Annotated in this window: 23 protein-coding genes; 17 read left to right on the top strand and 6 right to left on the bottom strand. The window is 70.1% G+C overall.

Annotated features, from left to right (window positions below; all coding sequences use genetic code 11):
* The first annotated feature begins 34 nt into the window (after positions 1-34).
* Positions 35-1372: a hydroxymethylglutaryl-CoA synthase gene (gene hmgB, locus GRX01_RS09495; RefSeq protein ID WP_159666224.1), complete on the top strand. Its 1338-nt coding sequence runs from the start codon at positions 35-37 to the stop codon at positions 1370-1372.
* A gap of 116 nt (positions 1373-1488) precedes the next feature.
* Positions 1489-1875: a thioredoxin family protein gene (locus GRX01_RS09500; protein WP_159666227.1), complete on the top strand. Its 387-nt coding sequence runs from the start codon at positions 1489-1491 to the stop codon at positions 1873-1875.
* Between the two features lie 55 nt (positions 1876-1930).
* Here GRX01_RS09500 and GRX01_RS09505 read toward each other — a convergent pair whose 3' ends face one another.
* Positions 1931-2650: a helix-turn-helix domain-containing protein gene (locus GRX01_RS09505; protein ID WP_159666230.1), complete on the bottom strand. Its 720-nt coding sequence runs from the start codon at positions 2648-2650 to the stop codon at positions 1931-1933.
* A gap of 174 nt (positions 2651-2824) precedes the next feature.
* On the opposite strand from GRX01_RS09505, the gene GRX01_RS09510 reads away from it, so the two are divergent.
* Together GRX01_RS09510 and GRX01_RS09515 are read left to right on the top strand one after the other, a co-directional pair.
* Entirely contained in the window at positions 2825-3445 is a 621-nt protein-coding gene (locus tag GRX01_RS09510) for a metal-dependent hydrolase (protein ID WP_321168004.1), read from the top strand.
* A 104-nt stretch (positions 3446-3549) separates the two neighbouring features.
* Positions 3550-4125 (top strand): GNAT family N-acetyltransferase, encoded by a 576-nt coding sequence (locus GRX01_RS09515; protein WP_159666236.1) that lies wholly within the window; start codon positions 3550-3552, stop codon positions 4123-4125.
* A 27-nt stretch (positions 4126-4152) separates the two neighbouring features.
* Here the strand turns inward: GRX01_RS09515 and GRX01_RS09520 are convergent, their stop codons facing one another.
* On the bottom strand, positions 4153-4776 hold the full coding sequence (locus GRX01_RS09520) for a transporter (protein WP_159666239.1): 624 nt from the start codon (positions 4774-4776) through the stop codon (positions 4153-4155).
* Positions 4777-4888: 112 nt separating this feature from the next.
* Between GRX01_RS09520 and GRX01_RS09525 the strand changes: the two genes are divergently transcribed.
* The 3 genes from GRX01_RS09525 to GRX01_RS09535 all read left to right on the top strand — a co-directional run bounded on the left by GRX01_RS09525 (position 4889) and on the right by GRX01_RS09535 (position 7797).
* Complete coding sequence (locus tag GRX01_RS09525) at positions 4889-6094, top strand: metal-dependent hydrolase family protein (protein WP_159666242.1); 1206 nt, start codon at positions 4889-4891, stop codon at positions 6092-6094.
* A 120-nt stretch (positions 6095-6214) separates the two neighbouring features.
* The gene (locus GRX01_RS09530) at positions 6215-6472 is read left to right on the top strand and encodes a glutathione S-transferase N-terminal domain-containing protein (RefSeq protein WP_159666245.1); all 258 of its coding nucleotides are present in this window, start codon (positions 6215-6217) and stop codon (positions 6470-6472) included.
* 59 nt (positions 6473-6531) lie between these two features.
* The gene (locus tag GRX01_RS09535) at positions 6532-7797 is read left to right on the top strand and encodes a response regulator (RefSeq protein WP_159666248.1); all 1266 of its coding nucleotides are present in this window, start codon (positions 6532-6534) and stop codon (positions 7795-7797) included.
* A gap of 118 nt (positions 7798-7915) precedes the next feature.
* On the opposite strand, the gene GRX01_RS09540 is transcribed toward GRX01_RS09535, so the two are convergent.
* Entirely contained in the window at positions 7916-8899 is a 984-nt protein-coding gene (locus GRX01_RS09540) for a transcriptional regulator (RefSeq protein ID WP_159666251.1), read from the bottom strand.
* A gap of 185 nt (positions 8900-9084) precedes the next feature.
* Between GRX01_RS09540 and GRX01_RS09545 the strand changes: the two genes are divergently transcribed.
* Positions 9085-10446 carry a tRNA(Ile)(2)-agmatinylcytidine synthase gene (locus tag GRX01_RS09545; RefSeq protein ID WP_321168005.1) on the top strand — a complete coding sequence of 454 codons (1362 nt, stop codon included), beginning with the start codon at positions 9085-9087 and terminating at the stop codon, positions 10444-10446.
* 104 nt (positions 10447-10550) lie between these two features.
* Here GRX01_RS09545 and GRX01_RS09550 read toward each other — a convergent pair whose 3' ends face one another.
* The 3 genes from GRX01_RS09550 to GRX01_RS09560 all read right to left on the bottom strand — a co-directional run bounded on the left by GRX01_RS09550 (position 10551) and on the right by GRX01_RS09560 (position 13262).
* On the bottom strand, positions 10551-11687 hold the full coding sequence (locus GRX01_RS09550) for a pyridoxal-phosphate dependent enzyme (protein ID WP_159666257.1): 1137 nt from the start codon (positions 11685-11687) through the stop codon (positions 10551-10553).
* Positions 11688-11791: 104 nt separating this feature from the next.
* Complete coding sequence (locus GRX01_RS09555; RefSeq protein WP_159666260.1) at positions 11792-12019, bottom strand: hypothetical protein; 228 nt, start codon at positions 12017-12019, stop codon at positions 11792-11794.
* Between the two features lie 283 nt (positions 12020-12302).
* Complete coding sequence (locus tag GRX01_RS09560) at positions 12303-13262, bottom strand: succinylglutamate desuccinylase/aspartoacylase family protein (RefSeq protein ID WP_159666263.1); 960 nt, start codon at positions 13260-13262, stop codon at positions 12303-12305.
* 232 nt (positions 13263-13494) lie between these two features.
* Here GRX01_RS09560 and GRX01_RS09565 point away from each other — a divergent pair, with 232 nt between their 5' ends.
* The 9 genes from GRX01_RS09565 to GRX01_RS09605 all read left to right on the top strand — a co-directional run bounded on the left by GRX01_RS09565 (position 13495) and on the right by GRX01_RS09605 (position 25843).
* Complete coding sequence (locus GRX01_RS09565; RefSeq protein WP_159666266.1) at positions 13495-14592, top strand: M24 family metallopeptidase; 1098 nt, start codon at positions 13495-13497, stop codon at positions 14590-14592.
* An 87-nt stretch (positions 14593-14679) separates the two neighbouring features.
* On the top strand, positions 14680-16107 hold the full coding sequence (locus GRX01_RS09570; RefSeq protein ID WP_159666269.1) for a DUF7544 domain-containing protein: 1428 nt from the start codon (positions 14680-14682) through the stop codon (positions 16105-16107).
* An 85-nt stretch (positions 16108-16192) separates the two neighbouring features.
* Complete coding sequence (locus GRX01_RS09575) at positions 16193-18457, top strand: NADP-dependent malic enzyme (RefSeq protein ID WP_159666271.1); 2265 nt, start codon at positions 16193-16195, stop codon at positions 18455-18457.
* Between the two features lie 171 nt (positions 18458-18628).
* A complete protein-coding gene (locus GRX01_RS09580; protein WP_159666274.1) occupies positions 18629-20281 on the top strand; it encodes an ABC transporter substrate-binding protein in 1653 nt (550 codons plus the stop codon).
* A gap of 6 nt (positions 20282-20287) precedes the next feature.
* On the top strand, positions 20288-21280 hold the full coding sequence (locus tag GRX01_RS09585; RefSeq protein WP_159666276.1) for an ABC transporter permease: 993 nt from the start codon (positions 20288-20290) through the stop codon (positions 21278-21280).
* Complete coding sequence (locus GRX01_RS09590; RefSeq protein ID WP_159666279.1) at positions 21277-22350, top strand: ABC transporter permease; 1074 nt, start codon at positions 21277-21279, stop codon at positions 22348-22350. The genes GRX01_RS09585 and GRX01_RS09590 overlap by 4 nt, the downstream gene beginning before the upstream one ends.
* Positions 22351-23613 (top strand): ABC transporter ATP-binding protein, encoded by a 1263-nt coding sequence (locus tag GRX01_RS09595; protein WP_159666282.1) that lies wholly within the window; start codon positions 22351-22353, stop codon positions 23611-23613. It begins immediately after the preceding gene.
* Positions 23606-25099 (top strand): ABC transporter ATP-binding protein, encoded by a 1494-nt coding sequence (locus GRX01_RS09600; protein ID WP_159666284.1) that lies wholly within the window; start codon positions 23606-23608, stop codon positions 25097-25099. The genes GRX01_RS09595 and GRX01_RS09600 overlap by 8 nt, the downstream gene beginning before the upstream one ends.
* Positions 25100-25561: 462 nt before the next feature.
* A complete protein-coding gene (locus GRX01_RS09605) occupies positions 25562-25843 on the top strand; it encodes a hypothetical protein (RefSeq protein WP_233740966.1) in 282 nt (93 codons plus the stop codon).
* The last annotated feature ends 51 nt before the right edge of the window (positions 25844-25894 follow it).

Below are 25894 nucleotides of genomic sequence, written 5' to 3' on the forward strand. Positions count from 1 at the left end.
CAGACCTACAACCCAGTTCTCCGTAGCGTCGCTCATGACAGCTGTCGGCATCGACGCGATCGAGATCTGGACGGGGAAGCTCCAACTCGACCTCCCCGGAACGTTCGCGCCGGCGAAGGGCGAGGACCCCGGCAAGTACACGAAGGGGCTGGGCCTGGAGACCTCGTCGTTCCCGGACGCCTACGAGGACATCGTCACGATGGGCGCGAACGCGGCCAAGCGCCTGATCGACCGGAAGGGACTCGACCCCCAGGACATCGGCCGCATCGACGTGGCGACGGAGTCGGCGTTCGACAACTCCAAGCCCGTCTCGACGTACATCGCGGGCTGCCTGGAGCAGGTGTACGACGGCGACTTCCACCACGCGAACAAGGGCGAGCGCAAGTTCGCGTGTCTCGCGGGCACCCAGGCGATCGACGACGCGTACAACTGGATCAGGGCGGGGCGAAACCGCGGGCGCGCGGCCCTCGTCATCGCCACCGACACGGCGCTGTACGCCCGGGGCGACCCCGGCGAGGCGACCCAGGGCGCCGGCGCGGTCGCGATGCTCATCACGGAGGAGCCGTCGGTCGTCGAGCTCTCGACCGAGCAGGGGTACGGCAGCGCCGACGAGACGGACTTCCTGAAGCCGAACCAGCAGTTCCCCAGCGTCGACGGCAAGCGCTCGATGCAGGTGTACCTCGCGCGGATGCGGGAGGCGCTCACCGACTTCGAGTCGGTCGCGTGGGACACCCACCCGGACGACTTCGCGTACATCCCGTTCCACACGCCGTTCCCGGGGATGGTTCGCAAGGCGGGGCTGCTCGGCTACCGCCACATGATCCGCGACACGGAGATCGAGGACGCCCTCGAGGGACGGATCGGTCGCCAGCCCAGGGAGGAGGAGTACGACGACCGCGAGGCGTACGAGGAGGCCATCCGCGGGTACATGGACGACCTGAAGGAGACCGAGGAGTACCGGAGCTGGTACGCCGACACGATCGATCCGACGCTCGACATCTCCAGGCGCGTCGGCAACTGGTACACCGGCTCGGTCCACCTCGCCCGAACGTCCGCGCTGCGACGCGCCGCCGAGAACGACCTCGACCTCGCGGGGAAGAAGCTCCTCGTCGCGTCGTACGGCTCCGGCGCGCAGGCGGAGATCCACGCCGAGACGGTCATGGACGGCTGGCGCGAGGAGATCGAGGCGGCGAACATCGAGGACCAGCTCCAGCGGCGCTACGACCTCTCGTACGACGAGTACGAGGGCGTCCACGACCGCCACAACCACGACATGGACGTGGAGATGGAGGAGTTCACCCAGCCCGAGGGGGAGTTCGTGTTCACCGGCTGGGGCCGGATGAGCGAGCGGAAGTACGATTACGTCGAGTAACGAACGTCGCACGCCTGCGGCCGCCACGCCACTCGACTGTCGGACCGGTCGCCGCCGATGCGCCCGCCGCACACACGACTGCAACGCCTTTTGCCGCCCGCCGCCGATCTCCCCGTATGAGCGACACCTCCCCGAAGCCCGCAGCCGACGCCACGGCGACCCCGAAGCCGCGCGACGTCGACGCCCGCGAGTTCCCCGCGGAACTGCGCGACGCCGTCGCCGGGTCCGACCTCGTGCTCGTCGACTTCTACACGAAGGGGTGTACGCTGTGTCAGAGTATCGAGCCAGTCCTCGGGAGTGTCGCCCGCGCCGCGGACGTGCCGGTACTGCTCGTGAACCCGCAGAACGACCCCTCGCTCGTGAGCGAGCACGCGATCCGCTCGGTCCCGACGCTCGCGCTGTTCGAGGCGGGCGACGGCGGCGATCCGAGGGAGGTCGACCGGATCGCCGACGGGTTCGTCGGTGCCGAGCGGATCGTCGAGTTCGTCGAGGGCGCGCGATAGGGCCTGGTATGCCCTCCCGAAGCCGAACGGGAGCCCGACAGCGACCGGATCCGTCCTACAGCGACCGAAGCCGCTCCAGCGACTCCTCCAGCGGCGCCGTCGAGACGGCCAGCGAGAAGCCGTCGACCTCCGCGAGCGCGGCGGCGTGGTCCCACAGCGCCTCCTCGTCGAGCCCGTGGAGGATCACCGCGTTCGGCGTCGGCGTCACGACCCGCAGCGCCACCAGCGGCGACTCCCCACGAGTGACGCCGGTGAACACGAGCGCGCGGTCGGTCGACTGACCGTACAGCCGGTAGAACTCCTCGGACGAGAGCGAGGTGATCGCCTCGATGGAGTTGATGACCGTGTGGCCGTTCACCGTGTCGCGCTCGCCGGGAGCGACCTCCGTCGCGTCGAGCGCCTCGTACACCCGGTCGGTCGGGATGGCCGCCGGGTACTCGCGGATGTCGCGGACGATGTCCGACTCGAACCCCGCCGAGACGACGCGGGCGAACTGCCGGATGCGCGAGCCGCCCCGCGACTCGTCGATGTCGAGCAGGCCCTCCACGACCCGGGAGACGAGGCCGATCCCGGGCGACTCCCGGCGACCGCTCTCGTAGTCGGAGACGACCGACGAGGAGACGCCCATCCGCCCGGCCAGCTCGGTCTGCGACACGTCGAAGTCCGTGCGCCACTTCCGGAGCGTCGCCCCCGGGTCCGTCGAGAGCGTGATCTCCCCCGCGATCCGGCGGGCGAGTTGCGCGCGCGCCTCGCCGGGGTCCTCGCCCACTGTCATGTCCGCGAGGTCGTCGCACCGATGTGTAAGCGTGTCGGAGCGGGCGGGTCCGCGCGCCCGGGGCCGCCGACGGCGGATCCCCACAGCCGCCCCTCAGAGGGCCCGGCCGCGACGGCACCGCCTCGGGCCCAGAACGCCGAAACGGCCATACCGGCGGGCCGCCAGACTCCCGTCGTGCCGTCCACGCTCGTCCATCTCGCGCTCGGGGGACTGCTCGCGGCGGCGCTGCTGCGCGAGTCCGCGTTCGGCCGTCGCGCGGTCGGCGTCGTCCTTCTGGCGACCGTTCTCCCCGATCTGGACTCGTTCGTCTCGCCGTTCCTCGCGGGCGCGCACCGATCGCTCGGCCACAACGTCCTGATCCCGCTCGCCGTCGTCGCCGTGCTCGCGTACGACACCCGGGTTCGAGAGCGCTCGTGGCTGCGGGAGCGGTGGGGTGGCCTCGCGCCGCACGTCGCGTGGGTCGCGCTCGCCGGCCTCGCGGTCGCCGGGGTCGGACTGGACTACGTCGCCAACGGCGTCAACCTGTTCTGGCCGGTCCACGACCAGTTCTACACGCTGAACGGTCGCGCGGGCCTGTCGAACCAGCGCGGCTTCTTCCAGACGTTCGTCGACCTCGCGCCCGAGACGGCTCGCACGACCGAGAACCGCCACTACTCGACCGGGGTCGACCCCTCGCCCGGCGACGAGCCCGAGGACGTCGAGCGCGTGTTCCCGCTGGTGTGGGCCGGGTGGCAGTTGCTGCTCGTCGCGACGAGCGTCGTCGTGCTCGCGGTTCGGTTCGGGCGCCGCGAGTGAGACGCGGGCGCTGCGAGTGGGCTCCGTGTCGCGAGCGGGAGTCGGGCGCTTCAGCGGTTCGCCGCCACCGAGGAGTTGATTCGTCCGCCCCCGGAGACGAAGCCATGGACGACACGGACGACGAGGTCGACGCCGACGCGACGATTCGCCCCTACGGATCCGGCGACGCCGACGAGCTGTGGGCGCTCAAGCGCGGCTTCGAGACCGGGCTCGGCGCCGGTACCGGTGGGGAGGAGAAGGCCGCGACGTACGAGGCGAAGCTGACCGACGAGTATCGGCGACGCTGGCTCGACTGGGTCGACCGCTGCGTCGACGAACAGCCGGCGGCCGTGTCGGTCGCGGAGGCCGAGGGCGACAGGGCCACCACCGCGGGCGGCGCCGCGGGCGACGATTCCGAGGCCACGGCGTCGGATCTCGCGGGCTACGTGTTCGTGCTCCCGGAGTCGCTGTCGTTCGTCTGGGACGCCGCCGTCCTCAACGAGGTGTACGTCCGGCCCGAGTATCGCGGCACGGGCGTCGCCGACGACCTCATGGAGGCGGCGCTGTCGACCGCCCGAGCGCAGGACCTACCGCTCGACCGGATGGTGCTCGACGTGGATCGAGAGAACGACCGTGCCCAGGCGTTCTACGACCGGTACGACTTCGAGCACTGGGGCGAGATGGTCGCGCGCGACCTGTGACCGCGGCCGCCCCGGCGGCTCGTCGCCTCAAGCGTCGACGACGAGCGAACCGAGCGCGCCGCCGACGCCGCCGAAGACCGCCGGGTAGACGACGCCGGCGAGGAGCGCGGCCGTGACGTAGTCGGGGTGGACGCTCCCCGCGTCGCCGACCCCGTACGCGAAGGCGACGGTGCCGACGACCGCGAGCAGGAAGTACGCCGGGACGACGCCGAGCGCCGCCAGCGCCCCGTCGGTCGCCTCCTCCGCCTCGTGGAGCATGGCGACGGCCGCCCCCGCCAGAAGGAGCGCGAGCGGCGGTACCACGTACAGATACCCCACCCCCGCGTCGGCGCTCGCGAGGAGGTTCGATGAGCGCGCCCCGCCGCCGAACGTCGGCGACACGGTCGCCACGAAATGGGCGTTGTAGAAGTACCAGCCGACGCCCTGCCACGCCGCGACCGGGTCGCCGCCGAACAGGCTCGTGAGGAAGTTCAGCCCCGAGAGCCGCTCGCGCACCGCGCCCGCCTGCGTCACGTAGACGACGAGGTAGCCGAGCAGGTACGCGCCGACACCCGCCAACGTCCCGGGGAGGAGCGAGACCCGTTCACGTATCCCGCCCGTTCCCGAACCGTCCGCTCCCGTCGCTCCCGCGTTCGTCCGTTCATCATCCATGCCCTGGCGGAACCCCCCGCGGGGTAAACCCGTTGTGGCCGCGTCGTCGAGGCGCCGATCCGGGGCCCCCGGATCCGGAACCCTCATTCCACCGCCGTCCGGAACGGAGAGCATGCTTCTGCGGGACGCGATCCTCGTCGACTCGGGGGGCGTCCGAACCGGCGACCTCCGCGTCACCGAGGGACGGATCGAGGACGCGGGCGACCTGACCGCCCGAAGCGACGAGTCGGACGTCGACCTCTCGGGCCACGCGGTCCTCCCGGGGCTGGTCGACGCGCACGTGCACTTCTCGCTGTCGGGCGAACGAACCGTCGAGGAGGTCCTCGGGCTGAGCGACGCCGAACTCGCGCTGATCGAGGCGCGCAACGCCCGCAGGACGCTGGCGGCCGGGGTCACCGGCGCCCGGGTGATGGGCGCACGCGACGTCGACGTCCACGTGCGCGACCGCATCGACTCGGGGGACGTCCCCGGTCCGCGAACGGTCGCGAACTGTCGCTCGATCACGGCGACCGGCGGCCACGGCCACCACCTCGGCCGGGAGATCACCGGGGCCGACGACGCTCGCCGGGCGGTTCGCGAGCAGGCGAAGCGGGGCGCCGACTTCATCAAGTTCATGGTGACCGGCGGGGTGACGACGCCGGGCAGCGACCCGAACGCCGTCGCGCTCACCGACGCCGAGGTCGAGGCGATCGTCGACGAGGCCCACCGCCGCGGGCTGCACACGGCGACACATGCCCACGGCGGCGCCGGAGTGAAGGCGGCCGTCGCGGCCGGCGTCGACACCGTCGAGCACGGGACGCTCCTCGACGACGAGGCGATCGACATGCTCGACCGCGAGGACGTGACGCTCGTGCCGACGCTGTCGGCGCCCCACCGCATCGTCCGCAACGTCGACGCCGCGACCGAGGAGGACCGCACGCAGACCGAGGCGGTGTACGAGCGCCACCTCGACTCCTTCCGGCGGGCCGTCGAGGCGGGCGTCCGGGTCGCCGGCGGAACCGACGCCGGAACGCCGTTCAACATGCACGGCAGCAACGCGACCGAGCTCCGGCTCATGCACGAACACGCGGCGGGCGCGATGGACCCGCTGGCGGCGATCGTCGCGATGACCGAGACCGCCGCCGGGGCCGTAGGCCTCGACGGTCAGGGGACGCTGGACCCGGGGACGCACGCGGACCTGCTCGTCGTCGACCGGGACCCGACCGACGACCTCGCCGCGATGAACGACCCGGGCGTCGTGATCAAGGGCGGACGGGTCGTCGCGGGCGAGGACGAACGGACGAGGCGGGCCTTCGTCGACGCCCGCGGCGACCACTGAGCGGAGCCCCACCGACGGCGGACCGACCGGCGGCGAGCCGTGCGGTCGCGGATCGCCTCCGCGCTCCGGGTGCACACCCCGCCGGAGTTTAAGTCGCCGGCGGCGTTAGCTGGGGGCGCAATGTCAGACCTCGTCCTCTACGAACTGGAAGGCTGTCCGTACTGCGCGAAGGTGACGAAGAAGCTGGCCGACCTCGACCTCGACTACGAGTCGATCATGGTCCCGCGCTCGCACGACGAGCGCACGGAAGTGAAGGAGGTGTCCGGGCAGACCGGCGTTCCCGTCCTCGTCGACGAGGAGCACGGCGTCGAGGGGATGCCCGAGTCCGACGACATCGTCGAGTACCTCGAGGAGACGTACGGTCACGGAGCGGCGTAGGGGAGCGGCGAACGGTTCCGGTACAGGGGATTTTTACCGGATACGTGTCTACTACCGACGTGTTCGCTCCGCTCGGAGACGCGATCGCGTCGGTCCAGTCGGTGCTCGTCGTCGACGACGACCGGGCGATGGTCGACCTCCTGACCGAGCGGCTGGACCGCGATCTCGACGGCGCGTCGGTGTCGGGGACGACCGATCCGACGGAGGCGGTCGGGCGGGTCGAGGGGGGTGAGACGAGCTGTCTGGTCTCCGACTACGACATGCCGAGGATCGACGGCCTGTCGCTGCTCCGGCGGGTTCGAGAGATCGACGACCGCGTGCCGTTCGTGTTGTTCACCGGACGGGGAAGCGAGGAGATCGCCAGCGACGCGATCTCCGCGGGCGTCACCGATTACATCCAGAAGGGAGGCTCGGAGTCGTTCACCGTCCTCGCCAACAGCGTCGGCCGAGCGCTCTCGCGGCGGCGCGCCGAGCGCGAGCGAGAGGCCGCCAGACGGTCGCTCGCGGCCAAGGACGCGACGCTGGAGTCCCTGTTCGAGTCGATCCCGGCTCCGGCGCTCGTCGTCGACGCCGCCGAGCCGACGACACCGATCGATCAGCTGAACCCCGCGTTCACCCGACGGTTCGACGTGGACCCCGAGCGAGCGCTCGGCGCGCCGATCGAGACGGTCGTGGAGGCGGTCGGCGAGGCGTCCGTCGAGCGGATCGCGACCGACGCGTCCACACGCCGAGCTGAACTGACGTGCCGGACGCCGGCGGGCGACCGCGAGTTCCTCGTCACGGTCGTCGCCGCCGGCGACGACGGCGACGAGCGGTACGTCGTGTTCACCGACATCGACGAACAGAAGCGGATACAGCGCGCCCTCGCCGACCTCCACGAGGCGACCCAGCGCCTGCTGGCGACCGACGACGCGCGGGAGATCGAGGGGATCGCGCTGTCCGCGGCGGCGGACGTGCTCGGGTTCCCGTACAACGGAACGCGTCGCTACGACCCGGCGGGCGATCGGCTCGTTCCCAGCGAGACGACTTCGGAGGCCGCGGACCGATACGACCGGCCCCGCTCGGCGTACGAGCGCGGGGATCCCGAGGCGATCCACGCGTGGCGGGCGTTCGACGAGAACGAGCCGGTCACGGTGGCGAGGCAGTCGGAGATCCAACGGGAGGGTGTCGCGAGCAAGGTGTACCTCCCGGTGGGCGAGTGGGGGCTGCTCACGCTCTCGGATCCAGAGCGGGACCGGATCACCGAGACCGAGGAGTATCTAGGGAAGGTTCTCGCGACGAACACGGCCGCGGCGCTGTCCGGAGCGGACGGGGCATCCGAGTGATCGGCGGTCGGAGCGTCGTCGCTCGCGTCGCTACCGCCCTCGTTGCGCCGCCGGTGTCGGCTCGTCGCAGTCCCCGTATCGCCGACGACTCGACGCCGACCGCACACCGGCTCCGGCCTCACGCCTCCGCCGGCTCGTCGGACCGCTCGCGGATCAGCTCGCGGATCCGATCGGGGTCGTCGGTGCGCGAGAGCTCGACCATCGTGACGATGGCGGTGCCGTCGACGGTCTCCTCCTTGGGTTCGTCGTCGCCCTCGGTGAAGTAGACGGCGCGGGTCCCGGTGACGCGCCCGAGCGACCCCATCAGCTTGGCGCGCTTCTCGGCGGTCCTGTCGAACGGCGAGTGGCCGGTCAACAGTGTGAACTCCACGCGCGGCTCGGCCTCGTCCTCGCCGACAGCGGTGAACGGCGCCCGCTGGGTGGGGTGCACCGCGAAGCCCGCCCGCGAGAGCACGCCGTACACGTGCTCGTCGTCGGGGTCGACCTCCGGGGGCTCGGGGGTGGGGTCCGCCTCGCGGACTTCCTCCGCACCCTCCATCACCCGAACGGGGTCGGAGAATGGGCGATCGAACAGGTCCTCCAGCTCGACGGCGACCTCGACGGAGGCGTTCATCCCGTCCTCGTACTTCGCGACGGTGCGCCGGGAGACGCCCAGCTCGTCGGCCAGGCGGCCGAGGCTCCAGTCACGGTCCCTGCGCTCGTCCGCGATCGTGTCGCCGTCGATGTTGACGTACAGGCCGCCGGGGGCGGCGTAGATGAGCGGCGGCACCTCCTCGACGAGCAGGTCGTACAGCGTGTCGGGGTGGATCGCCGGGACGCCGTGGCGGAAGTAGACGACGCCGGGCTTGAGGTCCTCGTCGCGCGTGCGCATCCCGACGAGGATCGGCGTCGCCGAGAGGTACTCCCCGAGCCGGCGCATCTCCGCGCCCGTGGCCCGGTCGAACGCGTCGACGTTGCCGAGCACCTTCACGAGGAGGATGTCCTCCCCGCGCCGGGCGGCCACGTCGAAGCTCTTGGGGCGAACCGCACAGCGCTCGCTGACCAGGAAGTCGGCGTCCGCGAGCATGGCGGTCACATTCCCGACCAGCGCTTTCCGCGACATACCCATATATACGCGACTCACAGGTTAAAGGGGTTGTGCCGGGAGCCGCGACGGCACTTCCGACGCCGTCACACGGTCTGTTCTGGGTCGCGGCCGACAGAGCTATACACGAGATGTCCGGGGTCCCGCCCGCGGACGACGCCGAACGCGAAAGGCACAACTCCGGTCCCGGCCTCCCACCGGCCGTGACGGTCCTCGGCATCGACGACACCGACTCGCGAACCGCGGGGATGTGCAGCACGTACCTCGCTGCGCTGATCGCCGAGGCCATCGAGGACGCCGGCGACGTCGTCCATCGCAGAACGCTCGTCCGGCTCAACCCCGCCGTCGAGCACAAGACGCGCGGCAACGCCGCGCTCGCGCTCCACACCGACGCCCCCGCCGAGGACGCGTTGGCGATCGCGAGCGATCTGGTCGAGACGTACGCCGTCGACACCGACCCGCGGACCTCTCCCGGCGTCGTCGTCGCCGACTGCGAGCCCGTCGAGGTTCCGGATCGCGTCGCCGCGTTCGCACGCGAGGCGGTCCGCGAGGTCCACGATCCGGACGACGCGCTCGCGCTCGCCGACGAGGTCGGGTTCACGCATCGCGGCTGGGGAGCCGACGACGGGAGCGACGTGACCGGCCGCGGTCGGATCGGCGCGCTCGCCGCCGTCGGCGCGTGGCGAGCGTTCGACGACTGGACGTACGAGCACATCTCCTACCGCGAGTTCGACCGGTGCGGCACGCCCCGAGAGGTCGACGAGGCGAGCGTGTTCGCCGCCGCCGACGGGGCGTACCCGCTCGCGTGGGACACGGTCGACTGCGGCGAGAGCGAGGCGGTGTGCGTCCCGAACGCCCCGGGTCCGATCCTCCACGGGATCCGCGGCGACGACCCCGACGCCGTTCGGACCGTCGCCGACGGGATCGACGGCGAGCCGGTCGAGCGGACCGCGCTGTTCGTGACGAACCAGGGAACCGACGTGCACCTCCGGAACGGGACCCTCGGGGACCTCCGCGACGGCGGCGCCTACCGCGTCGAGGGCAGGGTTGCGACGGCCCCCGAGACGCGCCGAGGCGGGCACGTGTTCTTCGAGGTGATCGAACCGGAGGACGCCGCGGCGGACGAGACCGGCGACGGCGACCATCGAGAGGGCGACGAAGACGGTGACTCCGCCGAACCGGCCGGGATCGACTGCGTCGCGTTCGAGCCGACGAAGCGGTTTCGCGACCGCGTCCGCGACCTGCGGGTCGGCGACCGCCTCACCGTCTGTGGCGAGGTCGCCGACGGGACACTCAAGCTCGAGAAGTTCGCCGTCCGCGACCTCGTGGAGACGGAGCCGGCGGTGCCGACGTGCCCGGAGTGCGGCCGTTCGATGGAGTCGGCCGGCGCGAACCAGGGCTACCGCTGTCGGGACTGCGGGACCGGCGAACCCGGAAAGGTCCCAGAGCCGATCGATCGCGACCTGGAGCCGGGCTGGTACGAGGTACCGCCGTGCGCCCGGCGCCACATCAGCAAGCCGCTCGTCCGCGGCGGCTTCGACGCGCCGACGCACCCCGAGCGGTAGCCGTGGCGCGGCCGGCTTCGGACCAGATCTCGCGTCAGGCGACGGGCTCGGGAACGGTGATCACGAACCGGCGACCTCGCCGCGTGGTCGCCCTCCGTTTATGCTCACGTCTTCAGCCCGCTCCCGGTCAGAGGGACGACGACGTCCTCGTCGCCGTCGAGCACCCCCCGCTCGCGGTACGCGCGAAGCGCCGCGGGGGCGACCGCGCAGGTGGGTTCGGTGTAGAAGCCCGCCGCGTGGAGGTCGGCGAGCTCGGCCTCGACCGCGTCGTCCCCGAGCGCGATCGCGTCGCCGTCGGTGTCCTCGATCGCGGCGAGGATCTGGTCGCGGCGAACGGGCTCTGCGATCTGGATGCCGTCCGCGGCGTCGTTGTCGCCGGCGGCCGCGTCCGAGCCGTGGAGCGCCTCGACGAACGGGGCGTGGCCGGCCGCCTGCGCGCCGAGGAGTCGCGGCAGCTCGTCGATCCAGCCGGCGTCGCGAAGCGCGCGAAAGCCGCGATACGCGCCGAGGAAGAGCGTGCCGTGCCCCAGCGGCAGGACGACCGCGTCGGGCGCCTCCCAGTCGCGCTGGAGCGCGGTCTCGTAGGCGAACGTCGCGGTCCCGGCGAGGAACGCGGGGTTCCACGCGTGGCTGGCGTACCAGCCGGCGCGCGTGACTCGCGGCTCATCGCCGCTCGCTCCGTCGGCGGCGCTTCGCGCCGCCCGTTCCACGGCGTCGATACACGCGTCCGTCGTCGCCTGCCGCGGACCCTCGGTCTTCACGGGTGTCGCGCCGGCGCGACGGATCGCCCGCAGCTTGGCGTCCTTCACCGACGCCGGTACGTAGATCTCGGCGTCGATCCCCGCGCGGGCGGCGTAGGTGGCGATCGCCGCGCCGGCGTTGCCCGAGGAGTCCTCGACGAGCGTGTCGACGCCGAGGGCGGCCGCCCGCGAGACGGTCGTCGTCGCGCCGCGGTCCTTGAACGAGCCGGTGGGGAACACGTACTCGAGCTTGAACTGGGCGTCCCATCCCTCGGCGTCGACGAGCGGCGTCATCCCCTCGCCGAGGGTGACCAGCGGCGACTCGGGAAGGAACTCGTCGAAGGACCAGAGACCCTCGCGCGTGTCGAAGGCGGCGGGGTCGGGTGCGGGCCCGTCCGGGAGCGGCTGTTCCTCGTAGTCCAGCGGGTGTCCGCACTCACAGCGCCAGCGGTCCGCGTACGTGGCGCCACAGTCGGGACAACGGAGCGGCGGGGCCGTCATGGATGAACGGGCGGCCGCGACCGACCAGTAGGTGACGGTTCGAGGAACCGGATCCGGATCGTCGGCCGGGATCGACGGTCGAGACCGGAGTCCGGCCGATGCTCCTATTCGTCGTCCGACCGACTCGACCTGAGCCGGTCCAGACCGAGCGTCGTGACGAAGAAGACGCTCCCGACGTACAGCAGCGTCTGCGGGTTCGTGATAAGGGAGTTGCTATACCCGATAAGGGTACCCAGGTATCCGAGGAGGGACGCCGTCCAACCGAAGCCAGTTATCCCCGCGACCTGATCGATCGCGTCTCCCTCCGACCGTGCTATCTGCTTCAGCGACATGGATCACTCACACCCAGCATAGGACGTCCCTACTCGGCGCCGGCTATGAAGGTGTGTTCAGGCTACCACGGTATGGTTGTCATTCGATCCCGCTCCGATGTCGGGCGCCGTCTCGATGCGTGCATCGTCCGTTCGACTCCCGTCCTCGGCCGGCGAGGTTCGGCTTCCGCGTCGTCGGCCGCGGTCGTCGACCACGGTTGTCCGCCGAAGTCCTCGGACCGCGACCGGACGGGACGAAACGGAACGGAACAGGGCGGGGCAGGACTGGACGCGGAACGACCAGTCAGAACTGATCGACGTCCGTTCCGACGGAGCAGACGTACTCCCCGGTGGCGACCTGCGGCAGGCGCCGGGAGCGCCAGAAGATGCCGTCGTTGTCGGCGGTGACGCGTCCCTTGAGCGAGCCGAACACGTCGGTCACCTCGAACAGCGTGTCGCCGCGCTCGACTCGGTCGCCGAGGTCGCGCTCGAAGGTGACGAGCCCGCCGGCGGGCGAGCCGTACTGGTCGAAGCCCGAGGCCCGGGTCTGAAGCTCGCGCTCCACGTCCCCGTCGAGGAACCCGTAGTATCGGAGCACCCGAAGCATCCCCTCCGTGCCGATCCGAACCGACTCCTCGTCCCAGCCGACCGCGCCGCCGAGCTCGGGGTCGATCGTCGGGATGCCGTTGTCGGGCGCCGCCCGCGCGAGCTGTCCGTCGGGACCCTTCTGGTCGAGGACGTAGCCGGTGCCGAACACCTTCGCGAGCTCGAGACATTCGCGATGGAGGCGATGCCGGGGACCGCAACGCACGCGCGTCTCGTTGATCATCCGGGAGGTGCGACCCTGGTGGAGGTCGACGACGAGGTCGGCGCGCTTTGCCGCCTCGAACGTCGCGGCGGCGATGCGCTCGGAGGAGGTACCGTTGGCGTCCCCGGGGTACGCTCGGTTCATCTTCGTGTCGTCGATCGGATTGCGGTGCTCGGCGACCTGGAAGGCGTGGTAGTTGACGATCCCGACGAGGAGGATCTCGCCCGCGATCTCGTCGGGGTCCAACTGCGGCACGAGGCGGTTGACGACGCCGAGCCCGTTGAGCTCGTCGCCGTCGCTGACCGCCTGTACGTACAGCGTCTTTCCGTCCTCGGCGCCGTTGAGCACCGCCACGGGGAGGCCGACGGTCGAGCCGTCGCGGGTCTCTCCGACCGTGAGCCGGCCCGTGTCGAACTCGCCGGGGGGCGCGCTCGCGCTCCCGAGCGTCGTCTTCATTGCGTGGTTGGTTTCGAGTATCGCCTCTTTAGGGGTTCGGTCCGGTCGTGCGTTCCGCTCTGCATCGAACGGAGCGCGGTCGCCGCGGCGGGGAGTGGTGGGGGTTCTCAGAGGGGACACCCGACGACCGCGAACGTCCCCGCGGCGGCCCCTCCCTCCCTGTGATCTGGCGAGTTCCGACGGTCGGCGACGATGCCACGGGATTGAAGCCCGGTCGGCGGGACCCGCGAGTATGGTCGACATCGACGAGCGCGAGGAGCGGCTGGAGCGCTTCCTCGCGGAGGAGGGGTACGAGGCGGTGTGGTTCGCGCGACCCAACGCGTTCGCGTGGCTCACCGGGGGCGACAACTGGGTCGACGCGAGCGCCGACGTGGGCGACGCCGCAGCGGGGTACCTCGGCGACGGCGAGTGGACGGTCGTCACGAACAACATCGAGGCCGGGCGGATCGCCGCCGAGGAACTGCCGGCGGAGCTGTCGATGTCAGTCGCCGCCGACGACTGGTACGAGTCCTCCCTCGCCGGCTCGGTCGCCGCGCGTTCACCGACGCCGGCGGCTGCGGACTTCGACGTACCCGGTCTCGACTCGGTCGACCCCACGCGCCTGCGCCTGCGACTCGGCCAGGACGACCTCGCGGCGTACCGTGATCTCGGCCGGGAAGTCGCGCTGGCGGTCGAGACGGTGTGTCGGGAGCTACAGCCGGGCGACACGGAACACGAGGTCGCCGCCGGGATCCGGATCTCGCTGGCCGGCCGGAACATCGACGCGCCGGTCGTGCTGGTGGGGGGAAGCGAGCGCGCGCCCGAGTACCGCCACCCGACGCCGACCGACGCCGCGCTTGGCGAGTATGCGCTCGTGATCGTTACCGCCCGGCGGGGTGGACTGCACGCCTCCTGCACCCGGACGGTCGCGTTCGACCCGCCCGAGTGGCTCCAGGACCGCCATCGCGCGGCCCAACGCGTCGAGACGAGGGCGCTCGCAGCGACCCGCGACGCCGCGGGACGGGATGACGGGACCGCAGGCGACGTGTTCGCGGCGATCAGGGAGGCGTACGCCGAGGAGGGACACGAGGGAGAGTGGCGCGAACACCATCAGGGGGGCGCGACCGGGTACGCCGGCCGGGAGTGGTTCGCGACGCCCGGCAGCGACGCGCCCGTCGCGAACGAGGCCGCCTACGCCTGGAACCCCACCGTCGAGGGAGCGAAAAGCGAGGACACCGCCTACGTCGCCGACGACTCGGTCGAGGTGCTCACGGACTCGGGGCAGTGGCCGACCGACACCGTCGAGGTCGACGGACTCACCCTGCAGCGGCCGGCGATCCTCCAGAACTGACCCGTCGAAGCGCTCCACGGACGGCCGCCGGCGTCCCTCGCCGAAACGAGGAACAACCTTCATGTTGTGTGACTTTGAGATGCCGCCATGAGTTGGCACGGCGTCGACGCGGTCGACGACGCGATCGACGTGACCCGCGAGTTCCTCCTGCCCTTCAGCCTCGGACGATGGATCAGAATGGTGGTCGTGAGCCTGTTCACCGGCGGCGGCGGCGCCGGCGGACAGGTCGCCAGCAACGCCGGCAACTTCGGCGCACGCCTCGCCGGCGCCGGCGGCTTCTCCGGGCCGTCCGGCGGCGCGAGCGCGCTGGCGACGCTCTCGATCGCGGTGCCGACGGTCGCGGCGGGCGCGCTCGCGCTCGCCCCCCCAGTCATCCAAGCCGAGGGTGTCCCCGAACCGGGCGCCCTCGGCGCGCTCGGGATCGCCGCGCTCGTCCTGGCCGTCGCGATCGCGCTGCTCGCGGTCCTCCTCTCGCCGGTGTTCGAGTTCGTCCTCGTCGACGCCATCGCCCGCGACGACCTTCGACTCCTCCGTGACGTCGGGAACCACCTGACGAACGGTCTCCGACTGCTCGGCTTCCGGATCGGCCTGTTCGCCGCGTTCGTCGTCCCTCCGGCGGCCGTGGTCGGCGCGGCCGTCCTCAGCGGAGTCCGTGTCGACACGCTGGCCGACCGGCCGCTGGTCCTCGTCGGCGTGGCGCTCGTGGCGATCGGCTACCTCCTCGTGTACGCGTTCGTGGATCGGTTCACCGTCGAGTTCGTCGTGCCGGCGATGGTCGCGGACGGCGGCGGCGTCATCGACGGCTGGCGCCGCGTGTGGCCGCGGCTCCGGACCCAGCCCGGTCAGACGATCGTCTACCTCGTGATGCACGTGCTCGTGGGGATCGGCCTCTCGATCGTCTCGTTCGTCCTGCTGCTGGTGGGGCTCCTCGTCGTCGGCGCCGTCGCGGCCGGGGTCGGCTTCGCCGTCGGGACGGTCTCCAGCGGGGCCGCGACGACCGACCTCGGGATCGGGCTGGGGTTGCTCGCCGGCGTCGTGGTCGGCGTTCCCCTGTTCGTCGTGCTCGTCGTACTGCCGGTTCGAGTGGTCACGGTGACGTACCGTCGGTCGTACGAGATCGCCGCGCTCGGTCGGTTCGGCGGGAACATGGACCTCATCGGACGCTACCGCGACGGCGACGGTGACGGCGGGGACGATGTTGCCGCCGCGTTCGGTGACGACGGCGACGACGGGGGCGAGGATCCGGCCCCCGACGCCGATGGCGACCGCGACGGCGGCGGCGTCGGAGCGTCCACGGACGAGGAGTTCGGTGAGTTCGTCCCGGCGTCGTCCGAGATGTCGGACCGACCCGACGATCGGCACGGTTCGGGCGAGTCCGATGATTCGAACGTCGCCGGTGACGACAGCGGCGATGACGACGCGGTTGGCGACGACGACACGGGCGACGGCGACGACGCGGTGGATACCGATCGGACGGGTGACGGCGACGACGTGGACAGTCACGGTCGAAAGTAACTCGCCGTCGAGTTCCGGTTTCGAGGATCGCCGATTAGAGGTGTCGGCTCGGTAGGTTTTTCCCCGATCCTGCGGTCGCGTGGGTATGGGACTGGACGACGACGCGCGGGAGTATCACCGATCGGAGCCTCCCGGGAAGATCGAGATCTCGACGACGAAGCCGACGAACACGCAGCGCGACCTCTCGTTGGCGTATTCCCCGGGCGTGGCCGCGCCGTGTCGCGATATCGACGCGGATCCCGACCGGGCGTTCGAGTACACCGCGAAGGGGAACATGGTCGGGGTCGTCTCGAACGGCTCGGCCGTGCTCGGCCTCGGCGACATCGGCGCACAGGCCTCGAAGCCCGTGATGGAGGGGAAGGGTGTGCTGTTCAAGCGCTTCGCCGACATCGACGTGTTCGACATCGAGCTCGACGAGGACGACCCCGACGAGATCGTCCGCTCCGTCGCGGCGATGGAGCCGACGTTCGGCGGGATCAACCTGGAGGACATCAAGGCGCCCGAGTGCTTCGAGATCGAGGAGCGGCTCCGCGAGGAGATGGACATCCCCGTGTTCCATGACGACCAGCACGGGACGGCGATCATCTCCGGCGCCGGGCTGCTCAACGCCGCCGACATCGTCGGCAAGGACCTCGCCGACCTCGACATCGTCTTCTCCGGCGCGGGGGCCTCCGCCATCGCGAGCGCGAAGTTCTACGTCTCGCTCGGCGCGGACCCGGACAACATCACGATGTGTGACTCCTCCGGGGTCATCACCGAGGACCGCGCCGCCGCCGGCGACGTGAACGACTACAAGGCGGAGTTCGCGAGCGAGGGGGAGGGCGGCGACCTCGCGGGCGCGATCGAGGGCGCGGACGTGTTCGTCGGCCTGTCGGTCGGCGGGATCGTGAGCCAGGAGATGGTCCGCTCGATGGCCGACGACCCGATCATCTTCGCGATGGCGAACCCGGACCCCGAGATCACCTACGAGGACGCGAAGGAGGCCCGTGAGGACACCGTCATCATGGGGACTGGTCGCTCGGACTACCCGAACCAGGTGAACAACGTCCTCGGGTTCCCGTTCCTCTTCCGCGGCGCGCTCGACGTTCGCGCGACCGACATCAACGAGGAGATGAAGCGGGCGGCCGCCGAGGCGCTCGCGGAGCTGGCCCGGCAGGACGTCCCCGACGCGGTCGTGAAGGCGTACGGCGACCAGCCGCTGAAGTTCGGGCCCGACTACGTCATTCCGAAGCCGCTGGACCCGCGCGTCCTCTTCCAGGTCGCGCCCGCGGTCGCGGAGGCGGCCATGGACTCCGGGGTCGCCCGAACGGAGGTCGACATCGACGTGTACGCCGAGCGGCTGGAGGCCCGGCTGGGCAAGAGCCGAGAGATGATGCGGGTCGTCCTGAACAAGGCCCGCTCGGAGCCCAAACGCGTCGCGCTCGCGGAGGGGACCGACGAGAAGATGATCCGCGCGGCCTACCAGATGGCCGAGCAGGGGATCGCCGATCCGGTGTTGCTGGGCGACCGCGACACGATCGAGTCGATCACCGCCCATCTCGGGCTGGAGTACGACCCCGACGTGGTCGACCCCGACGCCGACGACAAGGCCGACGAGTACGCCGACCGCCTCCACGAGCTCCGCAAGCGGAAGGGCGTCACGCGATCGGAGGCGGGCGAACTGATCCGCCGCGACACGAACTACTTCGGCAGCGTGATGGTCGAACGCGGCGACGCCGACGCCCTTCTCACGGGGCTGACGCACCACTACCCCAGCGCGCTCCGCCCGCCGCTGCAGGTGATCGGCACCGCCGACGACGCCGAGTACGTCGCCGGCGTGTACATGCTCACGTTCAAGAACCGCGTCGTGTTCTGCGCCGACACCACGGTGAATCAGGCGCCCGACGCCGAGGTGCTCGCCGAGGTGACGAAACACACCGCGAAGCTGGCGCGGCGGTTCAACGTCGAGCCGCGCGCGGCGATGCTGTCGTACTCCAACTTCGGCTCCGTCGACAACCCCGGAACACGCAAGCCCCGGGAGGCCGTCGACCGGCTCCACGACGACCCCGAGGTCGACTTCCCGGTCGACGGGGAGATGCAGGCCGACACCGCGGTGGTCGAGGACATCCTCGAGGACACGTACGACTTCTCGACGCTCGACGGTCCCGCGAACGTCCTCGTGTTCCCGAACCTCGAGGCAGGCAACATCGGCTACAAGCTGCTCCAGCGCCTCGGCGGCGCGGAGGCCATCGGGCCGATGCTCGTCGGGATGGACCAGCCCGTCCACGTGATGCAGCGCGGCGACGAGGTCAAGGACATCGTCAACCTCGCCGGCGTCGCCGTCGTCGACGCGCAGGACGAGGACGAGTAACTGGACCGCCCGGAGACGTCGCCCAGGGGAGGTTCCGCGTGGACCGGGGACCGGAATTTCGGAGCGGCGACGACGCCACGAGCGGGGCTGCCGGCCGCGTCATCTCGGGCCTCCGTTGGTGTGCGACACCGTACCCCAGCATATAAGAGGTCGTCACACATCGTTCCGGGCATGTCTGATCAAGACACGAGCAGACGGCGGTTCCTCCAGGCGGCGGGTTCGGCGACGGCGGCTGTCGCGCTCGCCGGCTGTTCCGGAAACGGCGGCGATCCGACTGAGGGGACGCTGACGACCAGTGCCGGCGGCGACGAGACACAGACGACGACGTCGCCCGAGGAGACGACGGAGCGGCCGGAGCCGGATACCCGCGACGGCTTCCTCCAGCGTGCAAACCGCCACACCCACGAGCAGGCGCCGTGGGTGTTCCTCCACCGTCAGTACTCCGTGTACGGGCAGTCCTCCGACATCGAGTGGCAGCCCCGGACGGACGAGCGCGTCGCCGCGTACGCCATCGAGCCGGCGACCGACGCCGGCGACGACGTCGTGATGACGCAGTCGCAAATGGACTCCGGGCTCGACCCGCAGGACCACCGCGAGACCCCCACCGACAACATCGTCCTCCAGGCGTACGAGGGGCTCCTCGAGCGCGATCGCGAGGGCGCCATCGTCGAGACGCTGGCGACCGATTACGAGCGCCTCGACGAGACGACGGTCCAGTTCACCGTCCGCGACAACGTCTCGTTCCACTCCGGCGACTCCCTCACCCCCGAGGACGTCGCCTTCTCGATCAACCGGATCGTCGACTCCGACGTGGGCATCGAGTCGCCGCAGGTCGACCAGCTCATCGGCGTCGAGGGTGCCGAGGTCGCCTCCAGCGACGACCGCACTGTGAACGTGAACCTCTCGGGGCTCAACCCGATCGTGTTCGCGTCGTTCGCGACCTACTGCGACGTGATGAACAAGTCGTGGGTCGAGAGCAACGACCAGGCGTACATCAACCAGAACATGGACGGGACCGGCCCGTTCGAGCTCTCGAACTACGAGCAGGGCGTCGCGGTCGAGTTCCAGCGGAACGACGACTACTGGGACGACCCGGCGGCCATCTCGACGTTCACGATCAACTCCGCGTCCGAGTCGTCCACCCGCGTGAACCGACTCCTCAGCGACGAGACGGACATCGCGGTCAACGTCCCGCCCCAGGAGGTCTCCCGGGTCGAGAACAGCGACGACGCGTCGATCTCCGCGGTGCCGTCCACGCGCGTCATCTTCAACGCGATGCGGTACGACGTGGAGCCGTTCGACTCGCCGGCGTTCCGCCGGGCGGTCAACCACGCGGTCGATCTCGACTCCATCATCGAGAACGTCCTGCAGACGTTCGGCTCGCCGACCGCTCAGCCGACTCTCGAGGGCTTCTTCGGCCACAACGAGGACCTCGATCCGTACCCGCGTGACCTCGAGCGCGCCGAGGAGCTCGTCGAGGAGTCCGGCTACGCCGGCGCGGAGATCGAGCTCGTGACGCCGATCGGCCGATACCTGAAGGACGTCGAGATCGCGCAGGCCGTCGCCTCACAGGTCGACGAGCTGTCGAACGTCTCGGCGACCGCACGGCAGGTCGAGTTCTCCACCCTCGTCAGTCAGGTGACGACGGGCAACATCGAGGACAAGCCCGACTGGTACCTGCTCGGCTGGGGGAACGCGACGTTCGACGCGATCCAGACGATCCAGCCGCTCCTCGCGAGCGACGGGGCGCTGACCTCGTACAAGAACGACGAGCTCGATCGGCTGCTCGACGAGGCGCAGAGCCTCCCGAGCGAGAGCAACTAGGCCGTCATGGGCTACGGTCGATTCCTTCTCAAGCGCGGCGTACAGGGAGTGGGTGTCGTCTGGGGAGTCGTGACTGTCGTCTTCATCCTGCGATTCATCACGCCGGGGTCGCCGATCGACACGGTGGCGCCGCTGGACGCCAGTCAGGAGACACGCCAGCGGATCGCCGAGGATCTCGGGTTGGATCAGCCGCTGTACGTCCAGTATCTGGACTACCTCTGGGAGCTCCTCCAGGGGAACATGGGGTACTCGTACATCTCGAGCATCCCGGCGTCGGTGCAGGTGTTCCAGAAGCTGCCGGCGACGCTGGAGCTGGCGGTCGCCGCGAGCGTCGTCGCGGTCGTCATCTCGATCCCGCTCGGGGTCATCTCGGCGACCCGGCGCCACCAGCCGGCCGACTACGCGGCCACGTCGTTCTCGCTGTTGGGGATCTCGACGCCGAACTTCTGGCTCGGCATCATGCTCGTCCTCGTGTTCGCGGTGGAGCTGAACGTGTTCCCGACCAGCGGTCGGGCGTACGGGTTCATGCAGTCGCTGGCGGCGATCACCGGTCCGGAGCCGTTCTTCACCGTCGTGACCGCGTGGCTCGCCTCGCTGTTCCTGCCTGCGATCACGCTCGGGACGTACTTCACGGCGCTCATCACCCGGCTCGTGCGCTCCGGCATGCTCGACGAGCTCTCGGAGGGGTACGTTCGCGCGACGCGCGCGAAGGGGCTCCCCGAGACGCTCGTCCGCTACAAGCACGTCCTCCGTAACACGCTCGTCCCCGTGGTGACCGTCCTCGGGCTGCAACTCGGGACGCTCATCGGGGGTGCGGTGATCACGGAGGCCGTCTTCGCGTGGCCGGGCCTCGGCACGGAGATCATCCGCGCCATCAACGCCCGAGACTGGCCGATCCTGCAGGGGAGCCTCATCGTCATCGGGACCGGGTTCGTCCTGTTGAACATCGTCGTCGACGCGCTGTACGCGTACCTCGACCCGCGGGTGATCGCCGAATGAAGATCGGACCGATCTCGATCTCCCCGCGCACCATCCGCAACCTCCGCAAGGAGTTCCGATCGTCGGGACTCGCGCGCATCGGCGTGGTGCTCGTGGTCGTGATCGTGCTCGCGGCCGCGTTCGCCCCGATGATCGCGCCGCACAACCCTCGCACGCAGAACCTCGACCGGGCACAGCTTCCCCCGCTCGGGTTCACCGACACCGAACAACGGACCAGCACCGAGATGGTGAACGGCAGCGTCCAGACCGTGACCGAGAACGTCACGGTGAACGCGACGGCCCAACACCCGCTCGGAACGAACTCGCTGGGACAGGACATCCTCTCGCGTGCGATATACGGCGCCCGAACGTCGCTGCTCGTCGGCCTCTTCGGCACGGTGCTCGCGGCCCTGTTGGGCGTCACCGTCGGGCTGACCGCGGGGTACTACCGCGGCCGGATCGACGACGCGTTGATGCGCACCGCGGACGTGTCGCTGGCGTTCCCGTCGCTCGTGCTCGCGATCGCGTTGATCGGGCTGTTCAGCCGCTTCCAGGCGGACGTGGCGATCGCGATCACCGACCCGCTCGTCACGACTGGCGTGGCGGGGTCGTTCCGCGACGCGGTCGGACTACCGACGCCGATGCCGGAGACGTTCGTGTTGCCGACGGTCGTCATCCTGGTCGTCGGCTTCGTCAACTGGGTGTGGTTCGCCCGCATCGCGCGCGGCGAGGCGCTCTCGGTCCGCGAGGAGGAGTACGTGAAGGCGGCGCGAGCGCTCGGGGCCAGCGACGTGCGGATCGTCTTCCGCCACGTCCTGCCGAACTCGATCACGCCGATCCTCGTGTTGGCGACCATCCAGGTCGCCGCGATCATCCTGTTGGAATCAGCGCTGTCGTTCCTCGGCTTCTCCGGGACGACGCTCTCGTGGGGTTTCGACATTGCGCAAGGACGTGACTACCTCTCGTCGTCGTGGTGGATCGCGACCGTGCCCGGGATCGCAATCGTGCTCTCGGTCATCGGAATCAACCTCGTGGGGGACTGGCTCCGCGACGCGCTCGATCCGGGTATCGAGGGCGAGGGGGGAATGTAGATGAGCGAGACGACCTCCGGGACCGAACGCGCCGGCACCCCCACCGGGGACGGTGCACCGGAGGGGCACCCGGACGACGTGCTCAGAGTTCGAGACCTCTCGACGCGATTCTTCACGGAGGAGGGACAGATCAACGCCGTCGAGTCCCTCGACTTCACCGTCCGCGACGGCGAGGTGTTCGGCATCGTCGGGGAGTCGGGCTCCGGGAAGTCGGTGGCGGCGCTGTCGCTCGTCGACCTCGTCGACTCGCCGGGCCGGATCACCTCGGGCGAGGTGTGGTACCGCGACGCCGACCTCGCCGACGAGTTCCGCGACGACGTGCCCGAGGCCGTCGACGGCGAGTTCGTCGACACCCGCCGGCTGCCCGAGGGGGTCCGCCGGGCGCTTCGCGGACCGGCGTTCTCGATGGTGTTCCAGGACCCGATGTCGTCGCTGAATCCCTCGATCACCGTCGGCGAGCAGATCGCCGAGGCCGTCGAGGTGCAGCGCCGCGCTCGCGCCAACCCGCGACGCACGCGCTCGCGTACCCAGGGGTACGGGATGGGTCGCCTCATCGTCGACTCCCTGCTGCCGAACCGAGGCTACACCTCGGAGTCGAGCATGAACCGCGCGATCGAACTGCTCGAACAGGTCGGCATCCCCGACCCGGCCGAGCGCGCCCACGAGTATCCCCACCAGTTCTCCGGCGGGATGCTCCAGCGCGCCATGATCGCGCAGGCGCTTGCCGGCGAACCGGACGTGCTGATCGCCGACGAGCCGACGACCGCCCTCGACGTGACGATCCAGGCGCAGATCCTCAACCTGCTGCGCGACCTGCAGGAGGAACAGGACACCTCAGTCGTGATGATCACCCACGACCTGGGCGTCATCGCACGGATGTGCAACCGCGTCGGCGTCATGTACGCGGGACAGATAGTCGAGCGAGGCACGCTGTCGGACGTGTTCGACTCGCCCGTCCACCCGTACACGGAGGGACTTATCGGCTCGATCCCCGACCTCGACGACCCGGCGCCGCGCCTGCAACCGATCGAGGGGAACGTCCCCTCGCTGTTGGACGAGGAGATGGGCGGTCGATGTTTCTTCGCCGACCGCTGTCCGAAGGCGATGTCCGACTGTCTCCAACCGATCCCGGAGTACGACGCCGAGCCGGGGACCGACGAACACGCGGCTCGCTGCGTGCTCACGGAGCGAGAGTACGACGAGGCGGACGCGCTTCCGCCGGATCACTTCGATCGCAACGAGGAGGTGCGCGGCGATGAGTGAGCCCGCAGCCGGCGAGGAACCGCTGCTCGAGGTCCGCGGCCTGCGGAAGTACTACTTCGAGAACGACTCCCTGTTCGACAGGCTGCTCCGCCGGGAACCGACCAGCGTGAAGGCCGTCGACGGCGTCGACCTCGAGGTGTATCCCGGGGAGACGCTGGGCGTGGTCGGCGAGTCCGGCTGTGGCAAGTCCACGACCGGCGAGACGCTCCTCCGGCTTCGCGAGGCAACCGACGGGAGCGTCCGCTTCGACGGGGAGGACGTCATGGAGATGTCCGGCGACGAGCTGACGCGGTTCCGGAAGCGCGCGGGGATCGTCTTCCAGGACCCGTTCTCCAGCCTCGACCCGCGGATGACCGTCGGAGATATCGTCGGCGAGGGGTTGAAGATCCACGGCATGCCCGAGGAGTCCCCCGAGGACGGGCGCTCCAAGCGAGAGTGGCGCCGCGACCGCGCGAGGGAACTGCTCGAACGCGTCGGCCTCTCGGCCGACCAGATCGACCGCTACCCGCACGAGTTCTCCGGCGGGCAGCGCCAGCGCGTCGGCATCGCCCGAGCGCTCGCGCTCGACCCCGAGTTCGTCGTGCTCGACGAACCGGTCTCGGCGCTCGACGTGAGCGTCCAGGCGCAGATCCTCAACCTTCTGGAGGACCTTCAGGAGGAGTTCGGACTGACGTACCTGTTCATCGCCCACGACCTCTCGGTCGTGCGCCACATCTGCGACCGCGTCGCCGTGATGTACCTCGGCGAGGTGGTCGAGACCGGCCCCACGGACGACATCTTCGAGTCGCCGAAGCACCCCTACACGGAGGCGCTGCTGGAGTCGGTTCCCCGAGCCTCCGTCGAGGAACAGGGGCGCCGAGTCGACCCGCTGCCGGGCGACGTGCCCTCGCCGCGGAACCCGCCGTCGGGCTGTCACTTCCGGACGCGCTGTCCGGAAGTGATCCAGCCGGCGACCGTCGACATCCCGCAAGAACAGTACCGCGGGGTCATGAACCTCCGCGACCGGCTCGAACGCCAGGGGTTCACCGCCGAGTCCGTCTGGGAGACGCTCGAAAGCGAGCACGACGGCGACGACTTCGAGCGCGACACCGTCGCGTTCAAGGAGGCGATGCGCGAGGAGTTCGACCTCGCGGACCTCTCGGGGGCGACGATGGACACCGTCGAGGACGCCCTCGAGATCCTCGCGAACGGCCGCGAGGACGAGGCGGCCGAGCGACTTCGGGAGGCGTTCGCCTCGCCGTGTGAGGAGGAGGAGCCCGTCCTGACCGGCGGCGAGCACGCCGCGGCGTGCCACCTCTTCGCCGACGAGGAGTACGACCGCGATCTCGACCCCGAGGACGTCGGGAACGCGATGGGCGGGATGGGGGCGCCGGGTCCGTCGCCGCCCGTCGACGGCGACGTGGACGACGACCTCGATCCGGACGGCCCCGATGGCACCGTCGAGGCGGACGCCGACGACTCCGTCGGGACGGACGGCGACCGGTAGACCACCCGACGGAACGTTCCACCGTTCGACCGTGGGTCACTCATCGGGTATCGGTTCGCCCGATCGTCCGACGGATTCTCGCTCCAGTGATACAACAGTCGCCGCGAACCGACGATCTCCCTCGCCGGGAACCCGCTCCGTTCATGCCGACGCGGACTGCAGCGACTGAACTGTCCGTTAGCGATCGGCTTCCGGTCCGCTCGACGGAGGCGCGACCGATCGCCTCGACGCGAGGTGGCGATTCGCTCCCGATCCGACGCCGGATGGCGACGTGTCCGTCGAATTGTCGTCCGCGTTCGATCGGGCGAGAAAAAGATTCAGCGGACGCGATGAAGGGTTTGGTCCGTTATCAGGTAGTCGTGAACGGTCGTACTCTCCCCGAACCGGCGCGTGAACGGTCCGAATCCGGCCGAATGCTCTTCATACTATATGTGGGCGGGGATCGTATCGATTCAGTGTGAAATGAGCCCCTCCAACCCGCTCCCTCCCGTCGACAGCCTTCGGGACGCAGTACCGGAATCGTCGAGGCTGAAGGACGCCCTTACCCGGTTCGCGGGTATCAGTCGAACGGTCGGTATCGAGCCGGTGCGCGCGCTCGCCTTCTACGCCGCGATCGTCCTGCCGTTCCTGTACCTGCCGCTCCTCGCCAACGGCGTCACGGCCGATCAGCTCTCCGTTCTCGTCGGGCTGCTGCTCGCGAACGCCGCCGCGCTGGTGCTCGGTCACGGCCACGGCTCGAAGTAACTCGCCTCGTCTCCCGGTCCCCCGCTCCCGACGGGTCCTGTCGTCGCTCAT

This window comes from Halobaculum saliterrae (assembly GCF_009831625.1).
GTDB classification, from domain to species: domain Archaea; phylum Halobacteriota; class Halobacteria; order Halobacteriales; family Haloferacaceae; genus Halobaculum; species Halobaculum saliterrae.